Origin of the sequence: Ideonella margarita (assembly GCF_038066635.1) — a bacterium.
Taxonomy (GTDB): Bacteria; Pseudomonadota; Gammaproteobacteria; order Burkholderiales; family Burkholderiaceae_C; genus Ideonella; species Ideonella margarita.
Genome location: NZ_JBBUTI010000014.1, coordinates 41575 through 65056, shown reverse-complemented (window position 1 = coordinate 65056; position 23482 = coordinate 41575). Strand labels below are relative to the sequence as shown.

Sequence of the window (23482 nt, the reverse complement as noted above, 5' to 3'; positions counted from 1 at the left end):
CCGCCATGGCACTGCTTCAAATTTCAGAACCCGGCCAGGCGCCGGACCCGCACCAACGTCGCATCGCGATCGGCATCGACCTGGGTACCACCAACTCCCTGGTGGCCTCGGTGCGGCACGGTGTGGCCGAGTGCCTGCCCGATGCACAAGCCCGCGTGATGCTGCCTTCGGTGGTGCGTTACCTGGCAGGGCAGGGCCGCCAGATCGGCTGGGACGCTGCGGCTGCGCAGGCGGAGGACCCCGAGAACACGCTGGTGTCGGTGAAGCGGTTCATGGGGCGGGCACTGGCTGACGTGCATGGTCATGCCGGCTTGCCCTATCAATTCGTTGATCAGCCAGGCATGGTGGCGATCAACACGGTGCAAGGCGTGAAGTCGCCGGTGGAGGTGTCGGCCGAGATCCTCGCCACGCTGCGCTTCCGGGCTGAAGACACGTTTGATGATGACGTCTTCGGCGCCGTGATCACCGTGCCGGCCTATTTCGACGATGCACAGCGCCAGGCCACCAAGGACGCCGCCCAGCTGGCGGGCCTGAACGTGCTGCGCCTGATCAATGAGCCGACGGCCGCTGCGGTGGCGTACGGCCTCGAGAACGGCAGCGAAGGCCTGTACGCGGTGTATGACCTCGGCGGTGGCACCTTCGACATTTCGCTGTTGCGCCTGGCGCGCGGCGTGTTCGAGGTGGTGGCCACGGGCGGTGATGCTGCACTGGGCGGCGACGACTTCGACCACGCGCTGGCCGATTGGGCTGCGGCCCAGGCCGGTGTGGTGATCAGCAGCCCGCAGGACAAACGCGGCCTGCTGGTGGCCGCCCGCGCTGCCAAGGAAGCCCTGACCGACCAGCCCGAGACGGTGCTGCACGCGCATGTGGGTGGCACTGAATTGCGTGTGCCGGTGACCCGCGCCGGTTTTGATGCACTGACCCGCCCGCTGCTGGACCGCACGCTGTCGGCCGTGCGCAAGGCCCTGCGTGATGCCCGCGTGACCCGCGACGACGTGCAGGGTGTGGTGATGGTGGGCGGCTCGACCCGCATGCCGGCCGTGCGCCTGGCCGTGGGTGAATTTTTTGGCCGCGAACCGCTGACCAATGTGAACCCGGACGAGGTGGTGGCCATCGGCGCCGCCATCCAGGCCAATGCGCTGGCTGGCAATGCCGTGGACGGCGAGCTGCTGCTGCTCGACGTGATCCCGCTGTCACTGGGCCTGGAAACGATGGGCGGACTGGTTGAGCGCGTGATTGAGCGCAACACCACCATCCCGGTCGCCAAGGCGCAAGACTTCACCACCTTCAAGGACGGCCAGACGGCGATGGCCGTGCATGTGCTGCAAGGCGAGCGTGAGCTGGTCAGCGAGTGCCGCTCGCTCGCGCGCTTCGAGTTGCGCGGCATTCCGCCGATGGTGGCGGGTGCCGCTCGCATCCGCGTCACCTTCCAGGTTGATGCCGATGGTTTGCTCGGCGTCACCGCCAAGGAGTTGATCTCCGGCGTCGAGGCTGCGGTGCAGATCAAGCCCAGTTACGGCCTGGCCGATGACGACATCGCCCGCATGTTGAAAGACGGCTTTGCCAGCGCAGAAGCCGACATGGAGGCGCGCAAGCTGCGCGAAGCCCGGGTCGAGGCGCAGCGCATGGACCTGGCCACGCGCGCTGCCCTGCAGGCTGATGCCGACCTGCTGGAGCACGGCGAATTGGCCGCCATCCACACGCAGCTGACGCAGCTGCAACTCACCGCTGCCGGCGAATCCGCCGACGCCATCAACGACGCGGTTGAAGCCCTGGCGAAGGGCACGGAATCATTCGCGGCTGCCCGCATGAACCGAGGCATCCAGGCCGCGCTGACCGGCCGCAGCCTCGACACGCTCTGAACATCTGAAAGTTGACACCCATGCCTGTGATCCGAATCCTGCCTCACGCAGAACTGTGCCCCCAGGGCGATGAAATTGAAGCGCCGGCTGGCACCTCGATCTGCGAGGCGCTGGTGGAAAACGGCATCGCCATCGAGCATGCCTGCGAGATGAGCGCGGCCTGCACCACCTGCCACGTCGTGGTCAAGCAAGGCTTCAATTCGCTGGGTGAACTCGACGAGATCGAGGAAGACCTGCTCGACAAGGCCTGGGGTCTGACGCCAACATCACGCCTGTCGTGTCAGGCGATGCTGAGCAATGAAGACGTGACGATCGAGATCCCGAAGTACACGATCAACCACGCTCGCGAAAACCACTGAAGACACGCCGCCTGGGGCGTGCGGGCTTCAGGCCCGGCGCAGCCAGGTGGGCAGCAGGGCGGGCAGACGCCACCGGCTGATGACCTCGGGGCGCTCGGTCACCTCGAGCAGTTCTTCGGCGGAGAGAAAGTGGATCAGGGCACGCACATCGGCGTTGCTCAAGCCACTGCGCTGGTGCATCTCTGCTTCACAGAGCGCGCGCTGCGACAAATCGCTGAGCAGGCGTCGGTAAACAATGCGGCGGAACACGGCCGGTAGTTCCGGCCATGCCTTCAACCTGTATTCCTTCATGGCCCCAACGCCCCTTATGGAATTCGTATCAACTGCTGGTGTGCTTTTTGGCACATTTGTGGGCCATTCTGCACCGAGAATCCAGAGGCGTCCCGCATTGAAACCCGGGTTGGCAAAATCTTGTCGTGCGTGTACGCAAACGGCCACAGCGCGCGCCAGCGGAGCATCCGTCCATGTTTCCATCGGTATCACGAGGCCACTCTGACAATGAACATCCTCGGCTTTGAATCCTCGTGCGACGAGACCGGCGTAGCGCTTGTTCAGACGCGGGAGGGGGCTCTACCCGTGTTGCGCGCCCATGCGCTGCACAGCCAGATCAGCATGCACCAGGCTTTTGGCGGCGTGGTGCCCGAGCTGGCCTCGCGCGACCACGTGCGCCGCGCCTTGCCGCTGACCCGGGAAACCTTGGACGCGGCTGGTGCCAGGCTTGAAGACGTGGACGTGGTGGCCTTCACCCGCGGCCCCGGCCTGGCTGGCGCCTTGCTGGTGGGCGCAGGCGTGGCGTGTGCACTGGCTGCGGCGCTGGGCAAACCCACGCTGGGTGTGCATCACCTCGAAGGGCACTTGCTGTCGCCGTTCCTGTCGCCCGATCCACCAGAGTTTCCTTTCGTGGCACTGCTTGTATCGGGTGGGCATACGCAGCTGATGCGCGTGGATGCCGTTGGCAGCTATACCCTGCTCGGCGAGACGATCGACGATGCCGCCGGCGAGGCCTTCGACAAATCCGCCAAGCTGCTGGGACTGGGCTACCCGGGCGGGCCTGCGCTGGCGCGCCTGGCTGAGCAGGGCGACCCCACCGCGTTTGATCTGCCGCGGCCGCTGCTGCATCAGCCGAACCTTGATTTTTCGTTCGCCGGTCTGAAGACGGCCGTGGCCACGGCGCTGCGCAAGCTGGGGCCGGAGCCCACCGACCAGCAGAAGGCTGATCTGGCGGCCAGCACCCAGGCTGCTATCGTGGAGGTGGTGCTCAAGAAGTCGCTGCGCGCCATGAAGGCGACCGGCCTCAAGCGTCTGGTGGTGGCCGGTGGCGTGGGTGCCAACCGTGCGCTTCGCGAGCAGCTCAACGTTGCGGTGGCGCGCTTTCACGGTCGCGTGCACTACCCGGAGCTGCACCTGTGCACCGACAACGGCGCCATGATCGCCATGGCGGCCGCGATGCGCATCCAGGCGGGCCTGGCTTCGCCGGCGCTGGACTACACCTTCGAAGTGAAGCCGCGCTGGGATTTGGCCAGCGCCTGAAATCTGATCTGAAAGTGTCTGTGATGAAGTTTCAACTGACCCGCCGTTGGGCGATGGCTGCTGGTTTGGTGGCCGCGCTTCATGCCACGTGCGCAATGGCCGTGACTCCGCCCGCCGGTGCTTCTGCCAGCACTTCAACCAGCACTTCAGCCAATGCCAACGCGCCTGAGCCCATTCGCCTCGCCATGATCGAAGGCCTTTCAGGGCCGTTTGCCAATGCGGGTGAGGCGGTGTTTCGCAACTTGCTGTGGGCGGTGGAGCGCGTGAACGCCCGCGGCGGCGTGAAGTTGCCGGGCGGTGCGCGGCAGCTGCAACTGGTGCGCATGGACAGCAAGGGCAATACCGAAGAAGCGCTGGGCCAGCTCCGCCTGGCAACTGACCAAGGCATCGCCTATGTGCTTCAGGGCAACAGCAGCGCAACCGCCGCCGCGCTGATCGATGCCTTGAACAAGCACAACCAGCGGTCGCCCGCCCAGCGCGCGCTGTTCCTGAATTACTCCGCGGTGGAGCCTGCGCTGACGAACGAAAAATGCAGCTTCTGGCATTTCCGTTTCGACGCCCACGCCGACATGCGCCTGAACGCCCTGACCGAAGTGCTGCAGGCCGACAGTCGCCTGAAGAAGGTCTACCTGATCGGGCAGGATTACAGCTTTGGTCAGCAGGTCGTCAAGCGCAGCCGCGAGATGTTGCAGGCCAAGCGCCCGGATATTGAAGTGGTGGGGGAAGAACTGCACCCGATGGGCCGCGTGAAAGACTTCCTGCCCTACGCCACCAAGATCCGCGCCAGTGGTGCCCAGGCGGTCATAACCGGCAACTGGGGCAATGACCTGACGCTGCTGGTGAAGGCCGTTCGTGACCTCGGCCTGAACGTCAAGTTCTACACCTTCTACGGCAATGCCCTCGGCGTGCCGGCCACGATTGGTGATGCGGGCATCGGTTCGGTGCTGGCGGTGGCCGAATGGCATCCGAATGCGGGTGGTGCCGCGTCTGACCGCTTCGTCGAGAGCTTCCGCACCCGTTTTCCGGATCCGAAGGAGGACTACCTCCATGCCCGGATGCAGGCGATCATCGAGGTGCTGGCCTCATCGATGGAGCGTGCGCGCAGCACCGAGGCAACGGCGGTGGCTCGGGCGATGGAGCAGGCGGTGTTCGACGGCAAGGTGCTGGGTGGCGTGCACAGCGGCCGCATGCGTGCCGAAGACCACCAGTTCCTGCAGCCCCTGTATGTGAGCGTGATGGACCGGGCAGGGCGCGACGGCGTGCGCTTTGATGCCGAAGGCTCGGGCTACGGCTTCCGCAGCGTGCGCCGGTTTGATGCGGCCGAGGTGGCCTTGCCACAGAGCTGCAAGATGCAGCGCCCGGATTGATTCCAAACGCTTCACCATGAAAAAAGGGCCGCCCATGGGCGGCCCTTTCACATGGCTGACCCGAAGAGATCAGGGCAGCACGGGCGAGCGGTACTGCTGGTGCATCTGGTCCATGCGAGCGATCTGCTCTGCCGTGAACTCGTTCATGCACGAATCGTCGGTGTAGTCCATGAAGTTCGTGATCGGGTCGAGGCCGGCCTGGGTGGCGCAGCTGTCGCGGCCCACCGGGCAGCCGAAAGCCGGCGAAGCTTCGAAGGCGGTGTCGCCCACGCCATCGCCAGGGGCGGTGCAGCCGCCCTGGAACGTGTGGTACAGACCCAGCCAGTGGCCCACTTCGTGGGTGCCGGTGTCGCCTTCGTTGTAAGGCGATGCGGTGCCGCCGGGAACGCTCGAGAACAGCACGACGACGCCATCGGCGGTCGGCTTGTTCTTGTAGCTCGACGGGAACGTGGCCCAGCCGAGAAGGCCGCCATTCGGTGCCGCGCTGTACAGGTTCAGGGTCTCAGGGCCGCCCTTGCGCAGTGCGGTCTTGGCTTCGGTTTCCGCAGCCGAGCCCGGCTTCATCTTGAACCAGGCCTTGTTGGTGGTGCGGTCGACGCCAGCCAGCGTGAAGCGGAAGGGCGTTGCGGCATAGGCCGAATTCAGCACGGCGATCTGGTCGGCGATCTGGGTGTCAGGCAGGTTGCCCTTGGCCAGCGTCTTGCCCTTGTTGATCACATGGAACCACACCGGGATCTCGACCGTGCCGGTTTCACGCAGCGTCGCCTGACCACGTGCCTTCTTGGCGCGCAGGAAGGTGGTGAGGTTGTCGTCGATGCGCGTGCGGTCGACCTTCTCGGGGCTGACCGTCTGGCAGCGGTGGCTCAGCACGTCGTCTTTGGCGGCCAGCACGTTGCCGGCGGCGGCCAGCGCGCAGATTGCGAGCGCCAGCGATTTCAGTTTCATCGTCATCAAGTCTCTCCTCGGTTCAACATGTCGAGTTGCACAGCCCGGCGTTTGACCAAGCCGTTGACGGCAACCTTGTGGGGGTGAAATTTGAGTATATGAGTGGAATTTGAGAGCTTTTCCACCTGCTTTCCCTTGAATTAGGGTCCCCGCCTTCGTGCGGCTCGCCAGCAACAAACGCGCTGGATCGGGTGGCAGCTCCTGAAGTTGCCGGACGGGCGGTTCAGCCAAAGTGACGGCCGCTCCAGTTCAGGCTATACTCACCAGGCTTTAGTCGAGCCGCGCAAGTTGCGCGTGCAAGACGACAGCAGGCACGACGCGGGTCGGTTTCACCCGCGATCGCAAGTAAAACCGGAAACCGTTGCGACGCGTCAGCACAGGCTGGGCGCGTGTGGCGGCTTCCAGAACCCAAGGAAATCGCCATCATGGCTGAACTGAACAAAGCTGACATCGTCCAGGCCCACGCACGCGGCGCCGCTGACACGGGCTCGCCCGAAGTCCAGGTGGCTCTGCTGACGGCACGCATCAACTCGCTGACCCCTCACTTCAAGACCCACGCCAAGGACCACCACGGCCGCCGCGGTCTGCTGAAGATGGTCAACGCTCGCAAGCGTCTGCTGTCGTACCTGAAGGCCAAGGACGCTGATCGTTACACCTCCCTGATCCAGAAGCTGGGCCTGCGCAAGTAAGCTGCCAAGCATGATCTGAAGAGCCTGTCTGGAGCGTCAAGCCACCAGTACAGGCTCTTTGTCTTTGGAGTGCACGGGATTCGGGGTACTGTCGTGTCATTCCACCGCTTGGCTGAACGCCAATCGCTGGAATGGCATACCGCCCGAAACTGTTGACTCCCGGTCACAAGGTGCCACCGCGAGTGCATCAAATCAACCGGAGACTCTATCCATGAGCATGTTCAACAAGGTTACCAAGTCGTTCCAATGGGGCGCGCATCAGGTCACGATGGAAACGGGTGAAATCGCCCGCCAATCGACCGGCGCCGTGCTGGTCAACATCGACGACACCGTGGTGCTGGCCACCGTGGTTGCCAAGAACGACCCGAAGCCGGGTCAAGATTTCTTCCCGCTGACCGTCGACTACATCGAGAAGACGTACGCTGCCGGCAAGATCCCGGGCAGCTTCTTCAAGCGCGAAGGCCGTCCGAGCGAACTCGAAACCCTGACCAGCCGCCTGATCGACCGCCCGATCCGTCCGCTGTTCCCGGAAGGCTTCTTCAACGAAGTCCAGGTCGTCGTCCACGTGATGAGCCTGAACCCGGAAGTGCAGGCCGACATCGCCGCGATGATCGCCACCTCCGCAGCGCTGTCCATCTCGGGCATTCCGTTCAACGGCCCGATCGGTGCAGCTCGCGTGGGCTACATCAACGGCGAGTACGTGCTGAACCCGGGCAAGACCCAGCTGGTCGACTCCAAGATGGACCTGGTTGTGGCCGGTACCGAAGCCGCCGTGCTGATGGTCGAGTCCGAAGCTGACCAGCTGTCGGAAGAGCTGATGCTCGGCGCCGTGGTGTTCGGTCACGACCAAGGCAAGATCGCCATCAACGCCATCCATGAGCTGGTGCGCGACGCCGGCAAGCCGGTGTGGTCTTGGCAGGCCCCGGCCAAGGACGAAGCCTTCATCGCCAAGGTCAACGCCCTGGCCGAAGAGCCGCTGCGCGCTGCCTACCAGATCCGCTCGAAGCAAGCCCGTACCCAGGCTTGCCGCGGCGTGACCGCCAACGTGATGGCTGCGCTGTCGGCTGAAGGCCTGTCGTTCGACAAGGTTGAAGTTGAAGGTCTGCTGTTCGAGATCGAAGCCCGCATCGTGCGCGGCCAGATCCTGGCTGGTGAGCCCCGCATCGACGGTCGCGACACCCGCACCGTGCGCCGCATCGAGATCCGCAACGGCGTGCTGCCGCGCGCCCACGGCTCGTCGCTGTTCACCCGTGGTGAAACCCAGGCGCTGGTGGCTTCGACCCTCGGCACAGAGCGCGATGCACAGACCATCGACGCACTGGCTGGCGAGTTCAGCGAGCGTTTCATGCTGCACTACAACATGCCTCCGTTCGCCACCGGCGAAACCGGCCGCGTGGGCAGTCCGAAGCGTCGTGAAATCGGCCACGGCCGTCTGGCCAAGCGTGCTCTGGCTGCCGTGCTGCCGAGCAAGGAAGATTTCCCGTACACCATCCGCGTGGTCTCGGAAATCACCGAGTCGAACGGCTCCTCGTCGATGGCTTCGGTCTGCGGCGGCTGCCTGTCGATGATGGACGCTGGCGTGCCCCTGAAGGCCCACGTGGCCGGCATCGCCATGGGCCTGATCAAGGACGGCAACCGTTTCGCCGTGCTGACCGACATCCTGGGTGACGAAGATCACCTGGGCGACATGGACTTCAAGGTGGCCGGCACGACCGGTGGCATCACCGCCCTGCAGATGGACATCAAGATCCAGGGCATCACCAAGGAAATCATGCAGGTGGCACTGGCGCAGGCCAAGGAAGCCCGCATGCACATCCTGGGTGAAATGGTGGGCGCCCTGGGCGAAGCCAAGACCGAGGTGTCGCAGTTCGCTCCGCGTCTGTACACCATGAAGATCAATCCGGAAAAGATCCGTGACGTGATCGGCAAGGGCGGCGCCACCATCCGTGCGCTGACCGAAGAGACCGGCACCCAGATCAACATCGCGGAAGACGGCACGATCACCATCGCCTCGACCGACGCTGGTCAGGCTGAAGCCGCCAAGAAGCGCATCGAAGAGATCACCGCCGAAGCTGAAATCGGCAAGGTCTACGAAGGCGCAGTCACCAAGGTGCTGGACTTCGGCGCCCTGATCAACATCCTGCCTGGCAAGGACGGCCTGCTGCACATCAGCCAGATCGCCCACCAGCGCGTGGAGAAGGTCACTGACTTCCTGACCGAAGGCCAAGTGGTCAAGGTCAAGGTCCTGGAAACCGACGAAAAGGGCCGCATCAAGCTGTCCATGAAGGCGCTGCAGGAACGTCCGGAAGGCATGGAAGAAGAGCGTTATGAACGCGCTCCTCGCCGTGAGTTCGGCGACCGTGGTGACCGTGGCGGTGACCGCGGGGGCCGTGGCGACCGTGGCGATCGTCCCCGTCGTGAACGTGCTGAACAGCGCAACGACGCACCGGCTGAAGCTGGTGAGGGCGTTGAGCAACAGCAGCAACAGCAGCAGCAATAAGGCCTAGCCCGCGATGCGTGCCATCACCCTGACGGCCTTTGGCGGCCCGGAAGTCCTGGTCGAGGCCACGTGCCCCGATCCGGTTCCCGGCGCCGGTGAAGTGCTGTTGCGCGTCAGTGCCTCCGGCGTCAACCGCCCGGATGTGCTTCAGCGCAAGGGGGCATATGCACCTCCTCCCGGCGCTTCCGAGCTGCCGGGGCTGGAGGTGGCTGGCACCATCATTGCGGGCGACGCTGAGGCGCTGGCTGCAGCCGGTTTTGTGCTTGGCCAGCGCGTTTGTGCGCTGGTGGCTGGCGGTGGTTACGCAGAGTTGTGCGTGGCCCCGCTGGCGCAGTGCATGCCGGTGCCTGACGGCCTGTCGGATATCGAGGCGGCCTGCCTGCCCGAAACCTTCTTCACGGTCTGGTCGAACGTGTTCGACCGTGCCGGGCTGAAGCCTGGTGAAACCCTGCTGGTGCAGGGCGGTGCCAGTGGCATCGGCGTCACCGCGATCCAGCTGGCCAAGGCCTTTGGTGCCACCGTCATCGTGACGGCCGGCAGCGACGACAAGTGCGCCGCCTGCGTCAAGCTCGGTGCTGATCATGCGATCAACTACCGCACCGCTGACTTTGCCGCTGAGGTGAAGCGCCTGACCGAAGGGCGGGGCGCTGACGTGGTGCTCGACATGGTGGCCGGCGATTACGTGGCGCGCGAAATCAGCTGCCTGGCCGATGATGGTCGCCTCGTGATCATCGCGGTGCAGGGCGGTGTTCGAGCCGAGTTCAATGCCGGCGAGGTCTTGCGTCGCCGCCTGACGATTTCCGGCTCGACGCTGCGTCCGCGCTCGGTCGAGTTCAAGGCGGCCATTGCCAAGGCATTGGTGCAGCGTGTCTGGCCCCTGATTGCCAGCGGCCAGATCAAGCCGGTGATCGAGCGTGTCTTTGATGCGCCCGAAGCAGCAGCGGCCCATGCGCTGATGGAATCCAGCCAGCACGTGGGCAAGATCGTCCTGCGCTGGTCGTGAATCAATTCAAGGAATTTTGAACATGCGACGCAAGCTCGTGGTGGGCAACTGGAAGATGCACGGCAGTCACAAGGCGAACGCCGAGTTGCTGTCCGGCATTTGCGAGGCCCGTCCGTTTGGCGCAGATGTGGCCGTGTGTGTGCCATTCCCCTATCTGTCCGAGTCGGCCGTGGCGCTGGCGGGCAGCGACATCCGCTGGGGTGCCCAGGATTGCTCGGCCCATGAGCAGGGCGCCTACACGGGTGAAGTGTCGGTGTCGATGCTGGCCGAGTTTGGCTGCCGCTATGTGATCGTTGGTCACTCGGAGCGCCGTGCCTATCACGGCGAGAGCGATCAGCTGGTGGCCGACAAGGCCAAGGCGGCGCTGGCGCGCGGCATCACGCCCATCGTGTGCGTGGGCGAGACGCTGGCGCAGCGCGAGGCTGGCGAGACCGAAACCGTGGTCAAGCGTCAGCTGTCGGCGGTCATCCATGCGCTCACGCACTGCGTGGGTGAAATGGTGGTGGCCTATGAGCCGGTCTGGGCGATCGGCACGGGCCTGACGGCCACGCCGGAGCAAGCCCAGGCCGTGCATGCCGTGCTGCGCGCGCAGCTGAAGGCCGCGACGCCCAAGGCCGACGGCATGACGATTCTTTATGGCGGCAGCGTCAAGCCTGACAACGCCGTCACGCTGTTCGGTCAGCCAGACATCGACGGTGGACTCATCGGTGGCGCCGCCTTGAAGGCCGCTGACTTCGTCGCCATTTGCCGTGCTGCCGGTTGAGCAGTTCGGCCCTAGATTTTCAGTTTCCGGAGTAAATAGAACATGCAAGTTTGGATGAATCTTCTGGTGGTGGTGCAGATGCTGTCCGCCATCGCCATGATCGGTCTCGTGCTGGTTCAACACGGCAAGGGCGCTGACATGGGCGCGTCGTTCGGCAGCGGCGCCTCGGGCAGCTTGTTCGGTGCCACCGGCAGCGCCAGTTTCCTGTCGCGCGCCACCGCCGTCTGCGCCACCGTGTTTTTCCTGGCCACGCTGACGCTGTCGTTCATGTCCAACAGCGTGAGCGGCAAGGTCAGCGCCGGCACCAGCGTGCTCGACCGCGCACCGGGCGCTTCGGCACCGGCACCTGCCGCGATCGAGCCTCAGATCCCGTCGGCAGCCGCTTCTGTGGCCATTCCGTCGAAGTAAAGTAATTTCCCCGGCACTTACCCTAGGATTCACTCATTTTTGAGGCTAGAATTCGAGGCTGTTCAGTAAGCAAGACCTCACGCAAACTGAACAGCATGGAAGAGTGAAGCTAGGGCTTCAATGTGGCTTGCGCCGCAGAGAAGCCGGGTAAAACGGGTCCATCAGCCGTCGTGGTGAAATTGGTAGACACGCTATCTTGAGGGGGTAGTGGCGAAAGCTGTGCGAGTTCGAGTCTCGCCGACGGCACCAGACAAATCGAAACAGGCCCTCATCCGGCGCCTGTTTCGGGCGCCCTGACATCAGGGGGAACTGGGCGCGCTAGATTGAGGCTTGTGCCGTGATCAGCGCGCTTTTTTCATGGCCGGATGAAACGCAAGAATCACCGCTGGAAGATCACGACATGGACCTGCAAGCCTACCTGCCCGTCATCCTTTTTATCCTGGTCGGTGTCGCGGTGGGCATAGCGCCACAAGTCCTTGGATTCCTGCTCGGCCCTCAGCGGCCTGACGCGGCCAAAAACTCCCCCTATGAATGCGGCTTCGAGGCTTTCGAAGACGCCCGCATGAAGTTCGACGTTCGCTACTACCTGGTGGCGATCCTGTTCATCCTTTTCGACCTTGAAATCGCGTTTCTGTTCCCTTGGGCTGTGTCCCTGAAGGAAATCGGGCCGTCAGGTTTCTGGGCGATGATGGTGTTTCTGACCATTCTGGTGGTCGGTTTTGCCTACGAATGGAAGAAGGGTGCCCTCGACTGGGAGTGATCCTGGCGAGTACTTTGCACGTCAAGACGGCTACAGCGGTGGCCGTGAATTCACGCCCCAGCAGCGAGAGGCATACATCCCATGGGAATTGAAGGCGTTCTGAAGGAAGGCTTCGTCACCACCTCGGTCGACAAGCTGATCAACTGGTCCAAGACCGGTTCGTTGTGGCCGATGACGTTCGGCCTGGCCTGCTGTGCAGTCGAAATGATGCATGCGGGCGCTGCGCGTTACGACATCGACCGCTTCGGCATGTTGTTCCGCCCGAGCCCGCGTCAGTCTGACCTGATGATCGTGGCCGGCACGCTGTGCAACAAAATGGCACCGGCCCTGCGCAAGGTCTACGACCAGATGGCCGAGCCACGCTGGGTGCTCTCGATGGGCTCCTGTGCCAACGGCGGCGGCTACTACCACTACAGCTATTCGGTGGTGCGCGGCTGCGACCGCATCGTGCCTGTGGACGTCTATGTGCCGGGCTGCCCGCCCACGGCCGAGGCGCTGCTGTACGGGATCCTGCAACTGCAGACGAAGATCCGCCGCGAAAACACCATTGCGCGCTGACCTCACAGGAAGCGACCATCCATGACGCAGAAACTAGACAAGCTGCAGGCGGCCCTGGAGGCCGTGCTGGGCGAGCGCATTCGCCAGTTCAAGCGCGAGCGTGGCGAGATCACCATCACGGTGTCGGCCACTGATTACCTCGCCGTGGCGACCACCTTGCGTGACCACGCCGAGCTGAAGTTCGAGCAGTTGATCGACCTGTGCGGCCTCGACATGTCGAGCTACAAGGACCAGCCGTGGGACGGCCTGCGGTACTGCATCGTGTCGCACCTGCTGTCCGTGACGCACAACTGGCGCGTCCGTCTGAAGGTGTATGCGCCTGACGACGAGCTGCCGGTGGTGGCCTCGGTCAACCCGGTCTGGAACTCGGCCAACTGGTTCGAGCGTGAGTCGTTTGACCTCTACGGCATCATTTATGAAGGCCACGAGGACCTGCGCCGCATCCTGACCGACTACGGTTTCATCGGTCATCCGATGCGCAAGGACTTCCCGGTGTCCGGTCACGTGGAAATGCGCTACGACGCACAAACCCGTCGCGTCATTTACCAGCCAGTCACGATCGAGCCTCGTGAAATCACGCCACGCGTGATCCGCGAAGACAACTACGGCGGCCTGCACTGAGACCCGCGCCATGGCAGAAATCAAGAATTACACCCTGAACTTCGGTCCGCAGCATCCGGCCGCACACGGCGTGCTGCGCCTCGTGCTTGAGCTGGACGGTGAAGTCATCCAGCGCGCTGACCCGCACATCGGCCTGCTGCACCGCGGCACCGAGAAGCTGGCTGAGCAGAAGACCTACATCCAGTCGCTGCCCTACATGGACCGCCTCGACTACGTGTCGATGATGTCCAACGAGCATGCGTACTGCCTGGCGATCGAGAAGCTGCTGGGCATCGAGGTGCCTGAGCGCGCGCAGTACATCCGCGTGATGTTCTCGGAGATCACCCGCCTGCTGAACCACCTGCTCTGGCTGGGTTGCCACGGGCTGGACTGCGGCGCGATGAACATCCTGATCTACTGCTTCCGCGAGCGGGAAGATCTGTTCGACATGTACGAAGCCGTGTCCGGCGCGCGCATGCACGCGGCCTACTTCCGTCCGGGCGGCGTGTACCGCGACCTGCCGGATGTGATGCCGCAGTACCAGGTCAGCAAGATCAAGAACCAGCGCGCGATTGACCAGCTCAACCGCAATCGCCAGGGCTCGCTGCTCGACTTCATCGACGACTTCACCCAGCGCTTCCCGGCGCTGGTGGATGACTACGAAACCCTGCTGACCGACAACCGGATCTGGAAGCAGCGCACGGTCGGCATCGGCGTGGTGACCCCGGAGCGTGCGCTCCAGATGGGCTTCACCGGCGCCATGCTGCGTGGCTCGGGCATCCCCTGGGATCTGCGCAAGAGCCAGCCCTACGACGTCTACGCCAAGATGGACTTCGATGTGCCAGTGGGCGTCAATGGCGACACCTACGACCGCTATCTGGTGCGCGTCGAGGAAATGCGTCAGTCCAACCGCATCATCAAGCAGTGCGTCGACTGGCTGCGTGCCAACCCGGGCCCGGTCATCACCGACAACCACAAGGTGGCTCCGCCTTCACGCGTCGACATGAAGTCGAGCATGGAAGAGCTGATCCACCACTTCAAGCTCTTCACCGAAGGCTTCCACGTGCCGGAAGGCGAGGCCTACGCGGCCGTGGAGCATCCGAAGGGCGAGTTCGGCATCTACCTGGTGAGCGACGGCGCGAACAAGCCGTACCGCCTGAAGATCCGTGCCCCGGGCTTCGCCCACTTGGCTGCGCTCGATGAAATGGCGCGCGGCCACATGATCGCTGACGCCGTGGCGGTGATTGGCACCATGGACATCGTGTTTGGTGAGATCGATCGATGACACTCTCTGACGTCACCAAGGCGCGCTTCGACAAGGAAGTCGCCAAGTATCCGAAGGAGCAGGCCCAGTCCGCCGTGATGGCCTGCCTGTCCATCGTCCAGCAGGAACAGGGTTGGGTTTCGCCCGAATCCGAGGCCGTCATCGCCGAGTACCTCGGCATGCCCGCCATCGCTGTGCACGAAGTGACCACCTTCTACAACATGTACAACCAGCAACCGGTGGGCAAGTACAAGCTCAACGTGTGCACGAACCTGCCTTGCCAGTTGCGCAACGGCCAGGTCGCGCTGGAACATCTGTGCAAGACGCTGAACGTGGAAGACGGCGGCACGACCGCTGACGGCCTGTTCACGGTGGCCAAGTGCGAGTGCCTCGGTGCCTGCGCCGACGCCCCGGTGATGCTGGTGAATGACCGCCAGATGCTCAGCTACATGAGCCAACAGAAGCTTGACGAGATGATCGCGCTGATCCGCTCGGAAGAAGCCAACGCTGGAAAGGCCGCCTGACCATGGCACTTGATCTTTCCCGCTTCCAGACGGCCGGCACGGAAACCTGTTTCCACGACCGTCACATCGGTGCCCAGATCTACGCCGGCCTGGACGGCAAGAACTGGTCGCTGGCCGATTACCAGGCGCGTGGTGGCTACCAGGCCCTGCGCAAGATCCTGGGCGTTGACGGCGCCGAGCCGATGACGCAGGACCAGGTGATCGCCGAGGTCAAGGCCTCGGGCCTGCGCGGCCGTGGCGGCGCCGGTTTCCCGACGGGCCTGAAGTGGAGCTTCATGCCCCGCGCGTTCCCGGGCCAGAAGTACCTCGTCTGCAACAGCGACGAAGGCGAGCCGGGTACCTGCAAGGACCGCGACATCCTGCAATACAACCCGCACATCGTCATCGAAGGCATGGCCATCGCTGCCTTCGCGATGGGCATCTCGGTGGGCTACAACTACATCCACGGCGAAATCTTCGGCACCTACGAGCGCTTCGAAGCTGCCCTGGAAGAAGCCCGCGCGGCCGGCCTGCTGGGCAACAACATCCTGGGCAGCAACTTCAGCTTCCAGCTGCATGCGTTCCACGGTTTTGGCGCCTACATCTGCGGCGAAGAAACCGCGCTGCTGGAATCGCTTGAAGGCAAGAAGGGTCAGCCCCGCTTCAAGCCACCGTTCCCGGCCAGCTTCGGCCTGTACGGCAAGCCGACCACCATCAACAACACCGAGACCTTCGCTGCGGTGCCCTGGATCATCCGCAACGGCGGCCAGGCCTACCTCGAGTGCGGCAAGCCGAACAACGGCGGCACCAAGATCTTCTCGATGGTGGGTGACGTCGAGCGTCCGGGCAACTATGAAGTCCCGATGGGTACGCCGTTCGCCAAGCTCCTCGAGCTGGCCGGTGGCGTCAAGGGCGGCAAGAAGCTCAAGGCCGTGATCCCCGGCGGCTCGTCCGCACCGGTGCTGCCTGCGCACATCATGATGGAATGCACGATGGACTATGACTCCATCAGCAAGGCCGGATCGATGCTGGGCTCCGGCGCCGTGATCGTGATGGACGAGACCCGCTGCATGGTGAAGAGCCTGGAGCGCCTGTCGTACTTCTACGCCCACGAATCCTGCGGTCAGTGCACGCCGTGCCGTGAAGGCACGGGCTGGCTGTACCGCCTGGTGCATCGTCTGGAACATGGCGAAGGCCGTGCCGATGACATCGCACTGCTGGACAACGTGGCAGAAAACATCATGGGCCGCACGATCTGTGCGCTCGGCGACGCGGCAGCGATGCCGGTGCGCGGCATGTTGAAGCATTTCCGTGATGAGTTTGTGCATCACCTCGAACACAAGACCTGCGTGGTCGGGCCTTACGTCTGAAGCAGGGCGCATACAACATGGTTGAAATCGAACTCGACGGCAAGAAGGTCTCGGTCCCGGTCGGCAGCATGGTGATGCATGCCGCTGATGCTGCTGGCACCTACATCCCTCACTTCTGCTATCACAAGAAGCTGTCCATTGCGGCGAACTGCCGCATGTGTCTGGTGGATGTGGAAAAGGCACCTAAGCCCATGCCCGCCTGCGCCACGCCCGTGACGCAAGGCATGGTGGTGCGCACCAAGAGCGACCGCGCCGTTAAGGCCCAGGCCTCGGTGATGGAGTTTCTGCTCATCAATCACCCGCTGGATTGCCCGATCTGTGACCAGGGCGGCGAATGCCAGCTGCAAGACCTGGCTGTGGGTTACGGTGGCTCCAGCTCGCGCTACCAGGAAGAAAAGCGCGTCGTCTTCCACAAGGACGTCGGCCCGCTGATCTCCATGGAAGAAATGAGCCGCTGCATCCATTGCACGCGCTGCGTCCGTTTTGGCCAGGAAGTGGCCGGCGTGATGGAGCTCGGCATGATTCACCGCGGTGAGCATTCCGAAATCACCACGGTGGTGGGTGACACGATCGACTCCGAGCTCTCGGGCAACATGATCGACATCTGCCCGGTCGGTGCCTTGACCAGCAAGCCGTTCCGCTACCAGGCCCGCACCTGGGAGCTGTCGCGCCGCAAGACGGTCAGCCCGCACGATTCCACCGGTGCCAACCTGGTCGTCCAGGTCAAGAACAACCAGGTGCTGCGCATCGTTCCGCTCGAAAACGAGGACGTGAACGAATGCTGGATCGCTGACCGGGACCGCTTCAGCTATGAAGCCGTCAACAGCGCCGCTCGCCTCACCGAGCCGATGATCAAGCAGGGCGGTGAGTGGATCACCGTCGACTGGAACACGGCCCTGGGCTATGTGGCCGACGGCCTGAAGCGCGTCAAGGGTGAGTTCGGTGCTGCCGGCATCGGCGCGCTGGGCTCGGAGCACAGCACGGTGGAAGAACTGCACCTGCTGGCCAAGCTGGTCCGCGGCATTGGCAGCGACAACGTCGACACCCGTCTGCGTCACGCCGAGTTCACCACGGGTGAGGGCGCACGCTGGCTGGGCACCTCCATCGCCACGCTGTCGACGCTCGACCGAGCGCTGGTGGTGGGTTCGTTCCTGCGCAAGGACCATCCGCTGTTCGCACAACGCCTGCGCCAGGCCGCACGTCGTGGCGCGCAGGTGATGAGCCTGAACGCCGCTCGTGAAGACTGGGCGATGAACGTCGGCGCCAGCCTCGTGGCTGCGCCTGACGCATGGGCCCAATCGCTGGCCGACATCGCTGGCTACATCGCCACCGCGGTGGGTGTGGCTGCACCGGCCCCGGCCATGGTGAATGCCTCTGCGGAAGCCATCGCACAGTCGCTGCTGTCGGGTGAGCGCAAGGCCATCCTGCTGGGCAACGCTGCCGCGCAGCACCCGCAAGCGTCGCAGCTGCTGGCTCTGGCCAACTGGATCGGCGGCCAGGTGGAAGCCAAGGTCGGCTACCTGGGTGAATCTGCCAACACGGTGGGCGCACAGCTGGTGGGCGCACAGCCCCGCAATGGCGGCCTGAACGCCGGCCAGATGCTGAGCCAGCCGATGAAGGCGCTGCTGTTGCTGAACGTCGAGCCCGCACTGGACGCAGCCAACGCTGCGGCTGCCACGGCGGCCCTGCAGGGCTCCGGCCTGGTGGTGGCGCTGACGTCGTTCCGCGACGCCGCTGTCGACAACGCCGACGTGCTGCTGCCGATCACGCCGTTCACCGAAACCGCAGGTGCCTACGTCAATGCCGAAGGCCGTGTGCAGAGCTTCCACGGCGTCGTCAAGGCGATGGGCAACAGCCGCCCGGCCTGGAAGGTGCTGCGTGTGCTGGGCAACCTGATGGGCCTGGACGGCTTCTCGCAGGAATCTGCCGAAGAAGTGCGCGCCGAAGCGCTGGGCGATGTGAGCACCGTGCCCGCACGCCTGAGCAACGCGTCGGTGGCGGTGCAGGCTGCGCTGGTGCCGCAAGGCGGCGTGCAGCGCATTGCCGACGTGCCGATCTACAGCGCCGACAGCCTGGTGCGTCGCGCTGGCGCCTTGCAACGCACGGCAGACGCTGCTGCACCGGTCGTGGGCGTGCCTTCGAACCTGTGGGCCCAGCTGGGTCTGGCGTCGGGCGACAAGGTCAAGGTCAGCCAGGGTGCGAACAGCGCCGTGCTGCCGGCCCGTGAAGACAGCAGCCTCGCTGCCAATGCAGTGCGTGTGCCGGCAGGCCATGCAGACACCCTGGGCCTTGGCGCGATGTTCGGCGCCCTGGTGCTTGAGAAGGCCTGAGGACGGGAAAACCCATGATCGACTCCATCTATCAATCCGGGTTGGCATTGCTGGGCGCACCGCTGTGGGCGGTGGTCTGGTCGCTGATCAAGATCGTCTGTGTCGTGCTGCCCCTGCTGGGTTGCGTGGCTTACCTGACGCTCTGGGAGCGCAAGGCCATCGGCTGGTCGCAGATCCGTCCGGGTCCGAACCGTGTCGGCCCGTTCGGCCTGCTCACCCCGATCGCTGACGCCGTCAAGCTGATCTTCAAGGAAATCATCCGCCCGACGGCGGCCAACAAGGGCCTGTTCTTCCTGGCACCTGTCATGACCATCATGCCGGCCTTGGCCGCATGGGCCGTGGTGCCGTTCGGCCCGGACGTGGCGCTGGCCAACGTCAACGCCGGCCTGCTGTTCCTGATGGCCATCACCTCGCTCGAGGTGTACGGCGTGATCATCGCCGGCTGGGCATCCAATTCGAAGTACGCCTTCCTGGGTGCGCTGCGCGCATCGGCCCAGATGGTGAGCTACGAAATCGCGATGGGCTTTGCGCTGGTCATCGTGCTGATGACCTCGGGCAGCCTGAACCTCAGCGACATCGTGATGAGCCAGGGCCGTGGCACCTTCGCCAACATGGGTCTGAACATCCTGTCGTGGAACTGGCTGCCACTGCTGCCGGTGTTCATCGTGTACTTCATCTCCGGCCTCGCCGAAACCAACCGCCACCCGTTCGACGTGGTGGAAGGTGAATCGGAAATCGTGGCCGGTCACATGATCGAGTACTCGGGCATGTCGTTCGCCATGTTCTTCCTGGCCGAATACGCCAACATGATCCTGGTGTCGATGTTGACCGTGCTGTTCTTCCTCGGTGGCTGGTTGCCCCCGATCGACTCCGCACTGTTCAACTGGATCCCCGGCTGGATCTGGCTGGCGATCAAGACCTTCGTGGTCGTCACGATGTTCCTGTGGGTCCGCGCCACGTTCCCCCGTTTCCGCTACGACCAGATCATGCGTCTGGGCTGGAAGATCTTCATCCCCGTCACCCTGGTGTGGCTGGTGGTGGTCGGTCTGTGGATCCAGTCGCCGTTCAACATCTGGAAGTAACGAGGTCACCATCCCATGTCATCTGTTGCTTCCCTCAAGCACCTGTTTTCCAGCTTCCTGCTCCTTGAGCTGTGGAAGGGTCTGGCACTGACGGGTCGTCATTTCCTGTCGCCGAACATCACGGTCCAGTTCCCGGAAGAAAAGACGCCGCAGTCGCCGCGTTTCCGGGGCCTGCATGCGCTGCGTCGCTACGAGAACGGCGAAGAGCGCTGCATCGCCTGCAAGCTGTGCGAAGCGGTTTGCCCGGCCATGGCCATCACGATCGAATCGGATGTGCGTGATGACGGCTCGCGCCGCACCACCCGCTACGACATCGACCTGACCAAGTGCATCTTCTGCGGCTTCTGCGAAGAGAGCTGCCCTGTCGATTCGATCGTCGAGACGCACATCTTCGAATACCACGGCGAAAAGCGGGGCGACCTGTACTTCACCAAGGACATGCTGCTCGCGGTCGGTGACCGTTACGAAAAAGACATCGCTGCCAACAAGGAGGCCGACGCCAAGTACCGCTGAGGGCGGCCAGGGCAGGGCAGCAGTGCTGCCTTTCCGGCTCCCGAGCGACACACCCAGGTGCGTTAGAACATGACTACAACGTCCGCTCTCTTTTATCTGTTCGCGGCTGTGCTGCTGGTGTCCGCCTTCAAGGTGATCACCGCCCGCAGCACCGTGCACGCTGCGCTTTACCTCGTCCTGGCCTTCTTCAACGCGTCGTGCGTGTGGATGTTGCTGCAGGCCGAGTTCCTGGCCATCACCCTCGTGCTCGTGTACGTCGGCGCGGTCATGGTGCTGTTCCTCTTTGTCGTGATGATGCTTGACATCAATACCGACAGTCTGCGTGAGGGTTTCTGGACCCACTTCCCGCTGGCTGCCTTTGTCGGTGTGCTGATCGCCCTCGAGATGTATTTCGTCATGAAGGGCGGCTTCAACCTCGGCGCGGTCAAGGCGCTGCCGCCTGAAGTCGTGAAGATGGGCAATACCAAGGCCCTGGGCATCGAGATCTACACCCAGTACCTGTACCCGCTGCAGATCGCTGCCGTGGTGCTGCTGGTGGCGATGGTTGCCGCGATTGCCTTGACGCTGCGCAAGCGCAAGGACAGCCGTTCGCAGAACCCGTCCGAGCAGGTCAAGGCCAAGAAGGCTGATCGTGTGCGCCTGGTGAAGGTCGCTCCGACGATCGAAGCTGCATCGCTCCCCAAGGAAGGAGGCCAGGCATGAACGCCGGCATCACGCTTTATCACTACCTGACCCTGGGCGGCGCGCTGTTCGCGCTGTCGGTGGTGGGCATCTTCCTGAACCGCCGCAACCTGATCGTGTTGCTGATGGCCATCGAATTGATGCTGCTGGCGGTGAACATGAACTTCGTGGCCTTCTCCCATTACCTGGGTGACATGGCCGGTCAGGTGTTCGTGTTCTTCATCCTGACGGTCGCGGCGGCCGAGTCCGCCATCGGCCTGGCCATCCTGGTCGTGCTGTTCCGCAATCGCGCCAGCATCGCCGTGGACGAACTCGACACCCTGAAGGGCTGATCACGCAGCCACGAAAGCCCTGAAGAACATGTCTGCACAACTCTCCCAAAACCTGCTGCTGACGGTGCCGCTCGCACCGTTGGTGGGCTCCGTCATCGCGGGCCTGTTCGGCAAGTCGGTGGGCCGTCGAGGCTCCCACTTCCTGACCATCCTCGGTGTGCTCGTTTCCTTCATCGTCTCGGCGATGGTGCTGAAGGCCGTCGCCGTCGACGGCGCACGCTTCAATGCCACCGTGTACGAGTGGATGGTGCTCGGCCCGTTGAAGATGGAAGTCGGCTTCCTGATCGACGGCCTGACCGCCATGATGATGTGCGTGGTGACCTTCGTGTCGCTGATGGTGCACATCTACACCATCGGCTACATGGAAGAGGATCCTGGCTACCAGCGCTTCTTCTCGTACATCTCTCTGTTCACCTTCTCGATGCTCATGCTGGTCATGAGCAACAACTTCCTGCAGCTGTTCTTCGGCTGGGAAGCGGTGGGCCTGGTGTCGTACCTGCTGATCGGTTTCTGGTTCAAGAAGCCCACGGCGATCTTCGCGAACATGAAGGCCTTCCTGGTCAACCGTGTCGGTGACTTCGGCTTCATCCTGGGCATCGGCCTGGTGCTGGCCTACACCGGTTCGCTGAACTACACGGAAGTGTTCGCCAAGTCGGGTGAGTTGTCGAAGCTCATCTTCCCGGGCACCGACTGGGCACTGCTGACCGTGGCCTGCATCTGCCTGTTCATCGGTGCGATGGGCAAGTCGGCGCAGTTTCCGCTGCACGTCTGGCTGCCTGACTCGATGGAAGGCCCGACCCCGATCTCCGCGCTGATCCACGCCGCCACCATGGTGACGGCCGGCATCTTCATGGTCACCCGCATGTCGCCGCTGTTCGAGCTGAGCGACACCGCGCTGAACTTCATCCTGGTGATCGGCTCGATCACGGCGCTGTTCATGGGCTTCCTGGGCATCATCCAGAACGACATCAAGCGTGTCGTGGCCTATTCGACGCTGTCGCAGCTGGGTTACATGACGGTCGCGCTCGGTGTGTCGGCCTACAACGTGGCCGTGTTCCACCTGATGACCCACGCCTTCTTCAAGGCACTGCTGTTCCTTGCGGCAGGCTCGGTCATCATCGGCATGCACCACGACCAGGACATCCGCAACATGGGCGGCCTGCGCAAGCACATGCCCATCACCTGGATCACCTCGCTGCTGGGGTCGCTGGCCCTGATCGGTACCCCGTTCTTCGCCGGTTTCTACTCGAAGGACTCGATCATCGAAGCCGTGGGTGCCAGCCACTTGCCGGCCGCCGGGTTCGCCCAGTTCGCCGTGATCGCCGGTGTGTTCGTCACTGCGTTCTATTCGTTCCGGATGTATTTCCTGGTCTTCCACGGCAAGGAACACTTCCACCACAAGCCGTTCCCGGGTGAGCACGATCACCATGACGACGATCACCATGAGCCACACGTGCCGCATGAATCGCCGTGGGTCGTGACGGCACCGCTGGTCCTGCTGGCGATTCCGTCGGTGGTGATCGGTTTCCTGACCATCCAGCCGATGCTCTACGGCGACCTGCTGAAGGACGCCATCTTCGTGAACCACGAAGTGCACCACGCTATGGAAGAGCTGGCGCATGAGTTCCACGGCGCCACCGCCATGGGCCTGCACGCGCTGAGCACGCTGCCGTTCTGGCTGGCACTGGCGGGTGTGGCTGTCTCGTACTTTTTCTACATGGTCAAGCCGGAGATTCCGGCCGCCATCGGCCGCGCACTGTCGCCGCTGGTCCGTGTCATGGAGAACAAGTACTACCTCGACTGGATCAACGAGAACATCCTGGCCGCCGGCGCCCGCAAGCTGGGCCTGGGCCTCTGGAAGGTGGGTGATGTTGCGCTGATTGACGGTGCCGTGGTGAACGGTTCCGCCAACGCAGTGGGTGTATTCGCGCGCATCGTGCGCACCGTGCAGACCGGCTACCTGTCGTTCTATGCACTGGTGATGGTGTTGGGCATCTTTGGTCTGATGACCTGGCAACTGTGGCCCTACCTGATGAGCCAGATCGTTGGCCATTAAATAGGGC

The 23482-nt window shown here is 63.5% G+C and carries 23 protein-coding genes and 1 tRNA gene; 22 read left to right on the top strand and 2 right to left on the bottom strand.

Features of this window, described 5'->3' with window-relative positions:
- The first annotated feature begins 5 nt into the window (after window positions 1-5).
- Complete coding sequence (gene hscA, locus AACH00_RS17665; RefSeq protein WP_341400494.1) at window positions 6-1862, top strand: Fe-S protein assembly chaperone HscA; 1857 nt, start codon at window positions 6-8, stop codon at window positions 1860-1862.
- Between the two features lie 20 nt (window positions 1863-1882).
- Window positions 1883-2221, top strand: a complete 339-nt coding sequence (gene fdx / locus AACH00_RS17660) for an ISC system 2Fe-2S type ferredoxin (protein ID WP_341400493.1) — start codon at window positions 1883-1885, stop codon at window positions 2219-2221.
- 27 nt (window positions 2222-2248) lie between these two features.
- Here fdx and AACH00_RS17655 read toward each other — a convergent pair whose 3' ends face one another.
- Window positions 2249-2470: a hypothetical protein gene (locus AACH00_RS17655; protein ID WP_341400492.1), complete on the bottom strand. Its 222-nt coding sequence runs from the start codon at window positions 2468-2470 to the stop codon at window positions 2249-2251.
- A gap of 249 nt (window positions 2471-2719) precedes the next feature.
- Here AACH00_RS17655 and tsaD point away from each other — a divergent pair, with 249 nt between their 5' ends.
- Complete coding sequence (gene tsaD / locus AACH00_RS17650) at window positions 2720-3751, top strand: tRNA (adenosine(37)-N6)-threonylcarbamoyltransferase complex transferase subunit TsaD (RefSeq protein WP_341400491.1); 1032 nt, start codon at window positions 2720-2722, stop codon at window positions 3749-3751.
- Window positions 3752-3804: 53 nt separating this feature from the next.
- Complete coding sequence (locus AACH00_RS17645; RefSeq protein WP_423221958.1) at window positions 3805-5118, top strand: branched-chain amino acid ABC transporter substrate-binding protein; 1314 nt, start codon at window positions 3805-3807, stop codon at window positions 5116-5118.
- Window positions 5119-5187: 69 nt separating this feature from the next.
- Here the strand turns inward: AACH00_RS17645 and AACH00_RS17640 are convergent, their stop codons facing one another.
- Window positions 5188-6069 carry a zinc metalloprotease gene (locus AACH00_RS17640; protein WP_341400489.1) on the bottom strand — a complete coding sequence of 294 codons (882 nt, stop codon included), beginning with the start codon at window positions 6067-6069 and terminating at the stop codon, window positions 5188-5190.
- 419 nt (window positions 6070-6488) lie between these two features.
- On the opposite strand from AACH00_RS17640, the gene rpsO reads away from it, so the two are divergent.
- The 18 genes from rpsO (at window position 6489) to nuoL (ending at window position 23475) form a co-directional block, all read left to right on the top strand.
- Complete coding sequence (rpsO, locus tag AACH00_RS17635; RefSeq protein ID WP_423221956.1) at window positions 6489-6752, top strand: 30S ribosomal protein S15; 264 nt, start codon at window positions 6489-6491, stop codon at window positions 6750-6752.
- Window positions 6753-6963: 211 nt separating this feature from the next.
- Window positions 6964-9252: a polyribonucleotide nucleotidyltransferase gene (gene pnp, locus AACH00_RS17630; protein ID WP_341400488.1), complete on the top strand. Its 2289-nt coding sequence runs from the start codon at window positions 6964-6966 to the stop codon at window positions 9250-9252.
- A 13-nt stretch (window positions 9253-9265) separates the two neighbouring features.
- Complete coding sequence (locus AACH00_RS17625) at window positions 9266-10255, top strand: NAD(P)H-quinone oxidoreductase (RefSeq protein WP_341400487.1); 990 nt, start codon at window positions 9266-9268, stop codon at window positions 10253-10255.
- 22 nt (window positions 10256-10277) lie between these two features.
- Complete coding sequence (tpiA, locus tag AACH00_RS17620) at window positions 10278-11018, top strand: triose-phosphate isomerase (RefSeq protein WP_341400486.1); 741 nt, start codon at window positions 10278-10280, stop codon at window positions 11016-11018.
- Window positions 11019-11060: 42 nt separating this feature from the next.
- On the top strand, window positions 11061-11426 hold the full coding sequence (secG, locus tag AACH00_RS17615) for a preprotein translocase subunit SecG (protein WP_341400485.1): 366 nt from the start codon (window positions 11061-11063) through the stop codon (window positions 11424-11426).
- 164 nt (window positions 11427-11590) lie between these two features.
- A tRNA-Leu gene (locus AACH00_RS17610) sits at window positions 11591-11675 on the top strand.
- Window positions 11676-11826: 151 nt separating this feature from the next.
- Entirely contained in the window at window positions 11827-12186 is a 360-nt protein-coding gene (locus AACH00_RS17605; protein WP_341400541.1) for an NADH-quinone oxidoreductase subunit A, read from the top strand.
- Between the two features lie 81 nt (window positions 12187-12267).
- Entirely contained in the window at window positions 12268-12744 is a 477-nt protein-coding gene (locus AACH00_RS17600; RefSeq protein WP_341400484.1) for a NuoB/complex I 20 kDa subunit family protein, read from the top strand.
- 21 nt (window positions 12745-12765) lie between these two features.
- A complete protein-coding gene (locus AACH00_RS17595; RefSeq protein WP_341400483.1) occupies window positions 12766-13365 on the top strand; it encodes an NADH-quinone oxidoreductase subunit C in 600 nt (199 codons plus the stop codon).
- A 10-nt stretch (window positions 13366-13375) separates the two neighbouring features.
- Window positions 13376-14629: an NADH-quinone oxidoreductase subunit D gene (locus AACH00_RS17590; RefSeq protein WP_341400482.1), complete on the top strand. Its 1254-nt coding sequence runs from the start codon at window positions 13376-13378 to the stop codon at window positions 14627-14629.
- The gene (locus AACH00_RS17585) at window positions 14626-15132 is read left to right on the top strand and encodes an NADH-quinone oxidoreductase subunit NuoE family protein (RefSeq protein ID WP_341400481.1); all 507 of its coding nucleotides are present in this window, start codon (window positions 14626-14628) and stop codon (window positions 15130-15132) included. Before AACH00_RS17590 ends, AACH00_RS17585 begins: the two co-directional genes overlap by 4 nt.
- 2 nt (window positions 15133-15134) lie before the next feature.
- On the top strand, window positions 15135-16481 hold the full coding sequence (nuoF, locus tag AACH00_RS17580) for an NADH-quinone oxidoreductase subunit NuoF (protein WP_341400480.1): 1347 nt from the start codon (window positions 15135-15137) through the stop codon (window positions 16479-16481).
- Window positions 16482-16498: 17 nt separating this feature from the next.
- Window positions 16499-18811 (top strand): NADH-quinone oxidoreductase subunit NuoG, encoded by a 2313-nt coding sequence (gene nuoG / locus AACH00_RS17575; RefSeq protein ID WP_341400479.1) that lies wholly within the window; start codon window positions 16499-16501, stop codon window positions 18809-18811.
- 14 nt (window positions 18812-18825) lie between these two features.
- Entirely contained in the window at window positions 18826-19893 is a 1068-nt protein-coding gene (gene nuoH / locus AACH00_RS17570) for an NADH-quinone oxidoreductase subunit NuoH (protein ID WP_341400478.1), read from the top strand.
- A gap of 15 nt (window positions 19894-19908) precedes the next feature.
- Window positions 19909-20406: an NADH-quinone oxidoreductase subunit NuoI gene (nuoI, locus tag AACH00_RS17565; RefSeq protein WP_341400477.1), complete on the top strand. Its 498-nt coding sequence runs from the start codon at window positions 19909-19911 to the stop codon at window positions 20404-20406.
- A gap of 69 nt (window positions 20407-20475) precedes the next feature.
- Window positions 20476-21108: an NADH-quinone oxidoreductase subunit J gene (locus AACH00_RS17560; RefSeq protein WP_341400476.1), complete on the top strand. Its 633-nt coding sequence runs from the start codon at window positions 20476-20478 to the stop codon at window positions 21106-21108.
- Window positions 21105-21419, top strand: coding sequence for an NADH-quinone oxidoreductase subunit NuoK (gene nuoK, locus AACH00_RS17555; protein ID WP_341400475.1), 315 nt, complete (start codon window positions 21105-21107; stop codon window positions 21417-21419). Before AACH00_RS17560 ends, nuoK begins: the two co-directional genes overlap by 4 nt.
- Before the next feature lie 28 nt (window positions 21420-21447).
- The gene (gene nuoL, locus AACH00_RS17550; RefSeq protein WP_341400474.1) at window positions 21448-23475 is read left to right on the top strand and encodes an NADH-quinone oxidoreductase subunit L; all 2028 of its coding nucleotides are present in this window, start codon (window positions 21448-21450) and stop codon (window positions 23473-23475) included.
- Window positions 23476-23482 lie beyond the last annotated feature (7 nt).

Coding starts and splice junctions, on each gene's coding strand:
- fdx (WP_341400493.1), top strand. CDS start 1,883: ATGCCTGTGATCCGAATCCTGCCTCACGCAGAACTGTGCCCCCAGGGC.
- AACH00_RS17605 (WP_341400541.1), top strand. CDS start 11,827: ATGGACCTGCAAGCCTACCTGCCCGTCATCCTTTTTATCCTGGTCGGT.
- nuoL (WP_341400474.1), top strand. CDS start 21,448: ATGTCTGCACAACTCTCCCAAAACCTGCTGCTGACGGTGCCGCTCGCA.
- rpsO (WP_423221956.1), top strand. CDS start 6,489: ATGGCTGAACTGAACAAAGCTGACATCGTCCAGGCCCACGCACGCGGC.
- nuoG (WP_341400479.1), top strand. CDS start 16,499: ATGGTTGAAATCGAACTCGACGGCAAGAAGGTCTCGGTCCCGGTCGGC.
- tpiA (WP_341400486.1), top strand. CDS start 10,278: ATGCGACGCAAGCTCGTGGTGGGCAACTGGAAGATGCACGGCAGTCAC.
- nuoK (WP_341400475.1), top strand. CDS start 21,105: ATGAACGCCGGCATCACGCTTTATCACTACCTGACCCTGGGCGGCGCG.
- AACH00_RS17590 (WP_341400482.1), top strand. CDS start 13,376: ATGGCAGAAATCAAGAATTACACCCTGAACTTCGGTCCGCAGCATCCG.
- nuoH (WP_341400478.1), top strand. CDS start 18,826: ATGATCGACTCCATCTATCAATCCGGGTTGGCATTGCTGGGCGCACCG.
- AACH00_RS17645 (WP_423221958.1), top strand. CDS start 3,805: ATGGCTGCTGGTTTGGTGGCCGCGCTTCATGCCACGTGCGCAATGGCC.
- AACH00_RS17585 (WP_341400481.1), top strand. CDS start 14,626: ATGACACTCTCTGACGTCACCAAGGCGCGCTTCGACAAGGAAGTCGCC.
- AACH00_RS17640 (WP_341400489.1), bottom strand. CDS start 6,069: ATGACGATGAAACTGAAATCGCTGGCGCTCGCAATCTGCGCGCTGGCC.
- secG (WP_341400485.1), top strand. CDS start 11,061: ATGCAAGTTTGGATGAATCTTCTGGTGGTGGTGCAGATGCTGTCCGCC.
- hscA (WP_341400494.1), top strand. CDS start 6: ATGGCACTGCTTCAAATTTCAGAACCCGGCCAGGCGCCGGACCCGCAC.
- nuoI (WP_341400477.1), top strand. CDS start 19,909: ATGTCATCTGTTGCTTCCCTCAAGCACCTGTTTTCCAGCTTCCTGCTC.
- AACH00_RS17600 (WP_341400484.1), top strand. CDS start 12,268: ATGGGAATTGAAGGCGTTCTGAAGGAAGGCTTCGTCACCACCTCGGTC.
- tsaD (WP_341400491.1), top strand. CDS start 2,720: ATGAACATCCTCGGCTTTGAATCCTCGTGCGACGAGACCGGCGTAGCG.
- AACH00_RS17560 (WP_341400476.1), top strand. CDS start 20,476: ATGACTACAACGTCCGCTCTCTTTTATCTGTTCGCGGCTGTGCTGCTG.
- pnp (WP_341400488.1), top strand. CDS start 6,964: ATGAGCATGTTCAACAAGGTTACCAAGTCGTTCCAATGGGGCGCGCAT.
- AACH00_RS17625 (WP_341400487.1), top strand. CDS start 9,266: ATGCGTGCCATCACCCTGACGGCCTTTGGCGGCCCGGAAGTCCTGGTC.
- nuoF (WP_341400480.1), top strand. CDS start 15,135: ATGGCACTTGATCTTTCCCGCTTCCAGACGGCCGGCACGGAAACCTGT.
- AACH00_RS17595 (WP_341400483.1), top strand. CDS start 12,766: ATGACGCAGAAACTAGACAAGCTGCAGGCGGCCCTGGAGGCCGTGCTG.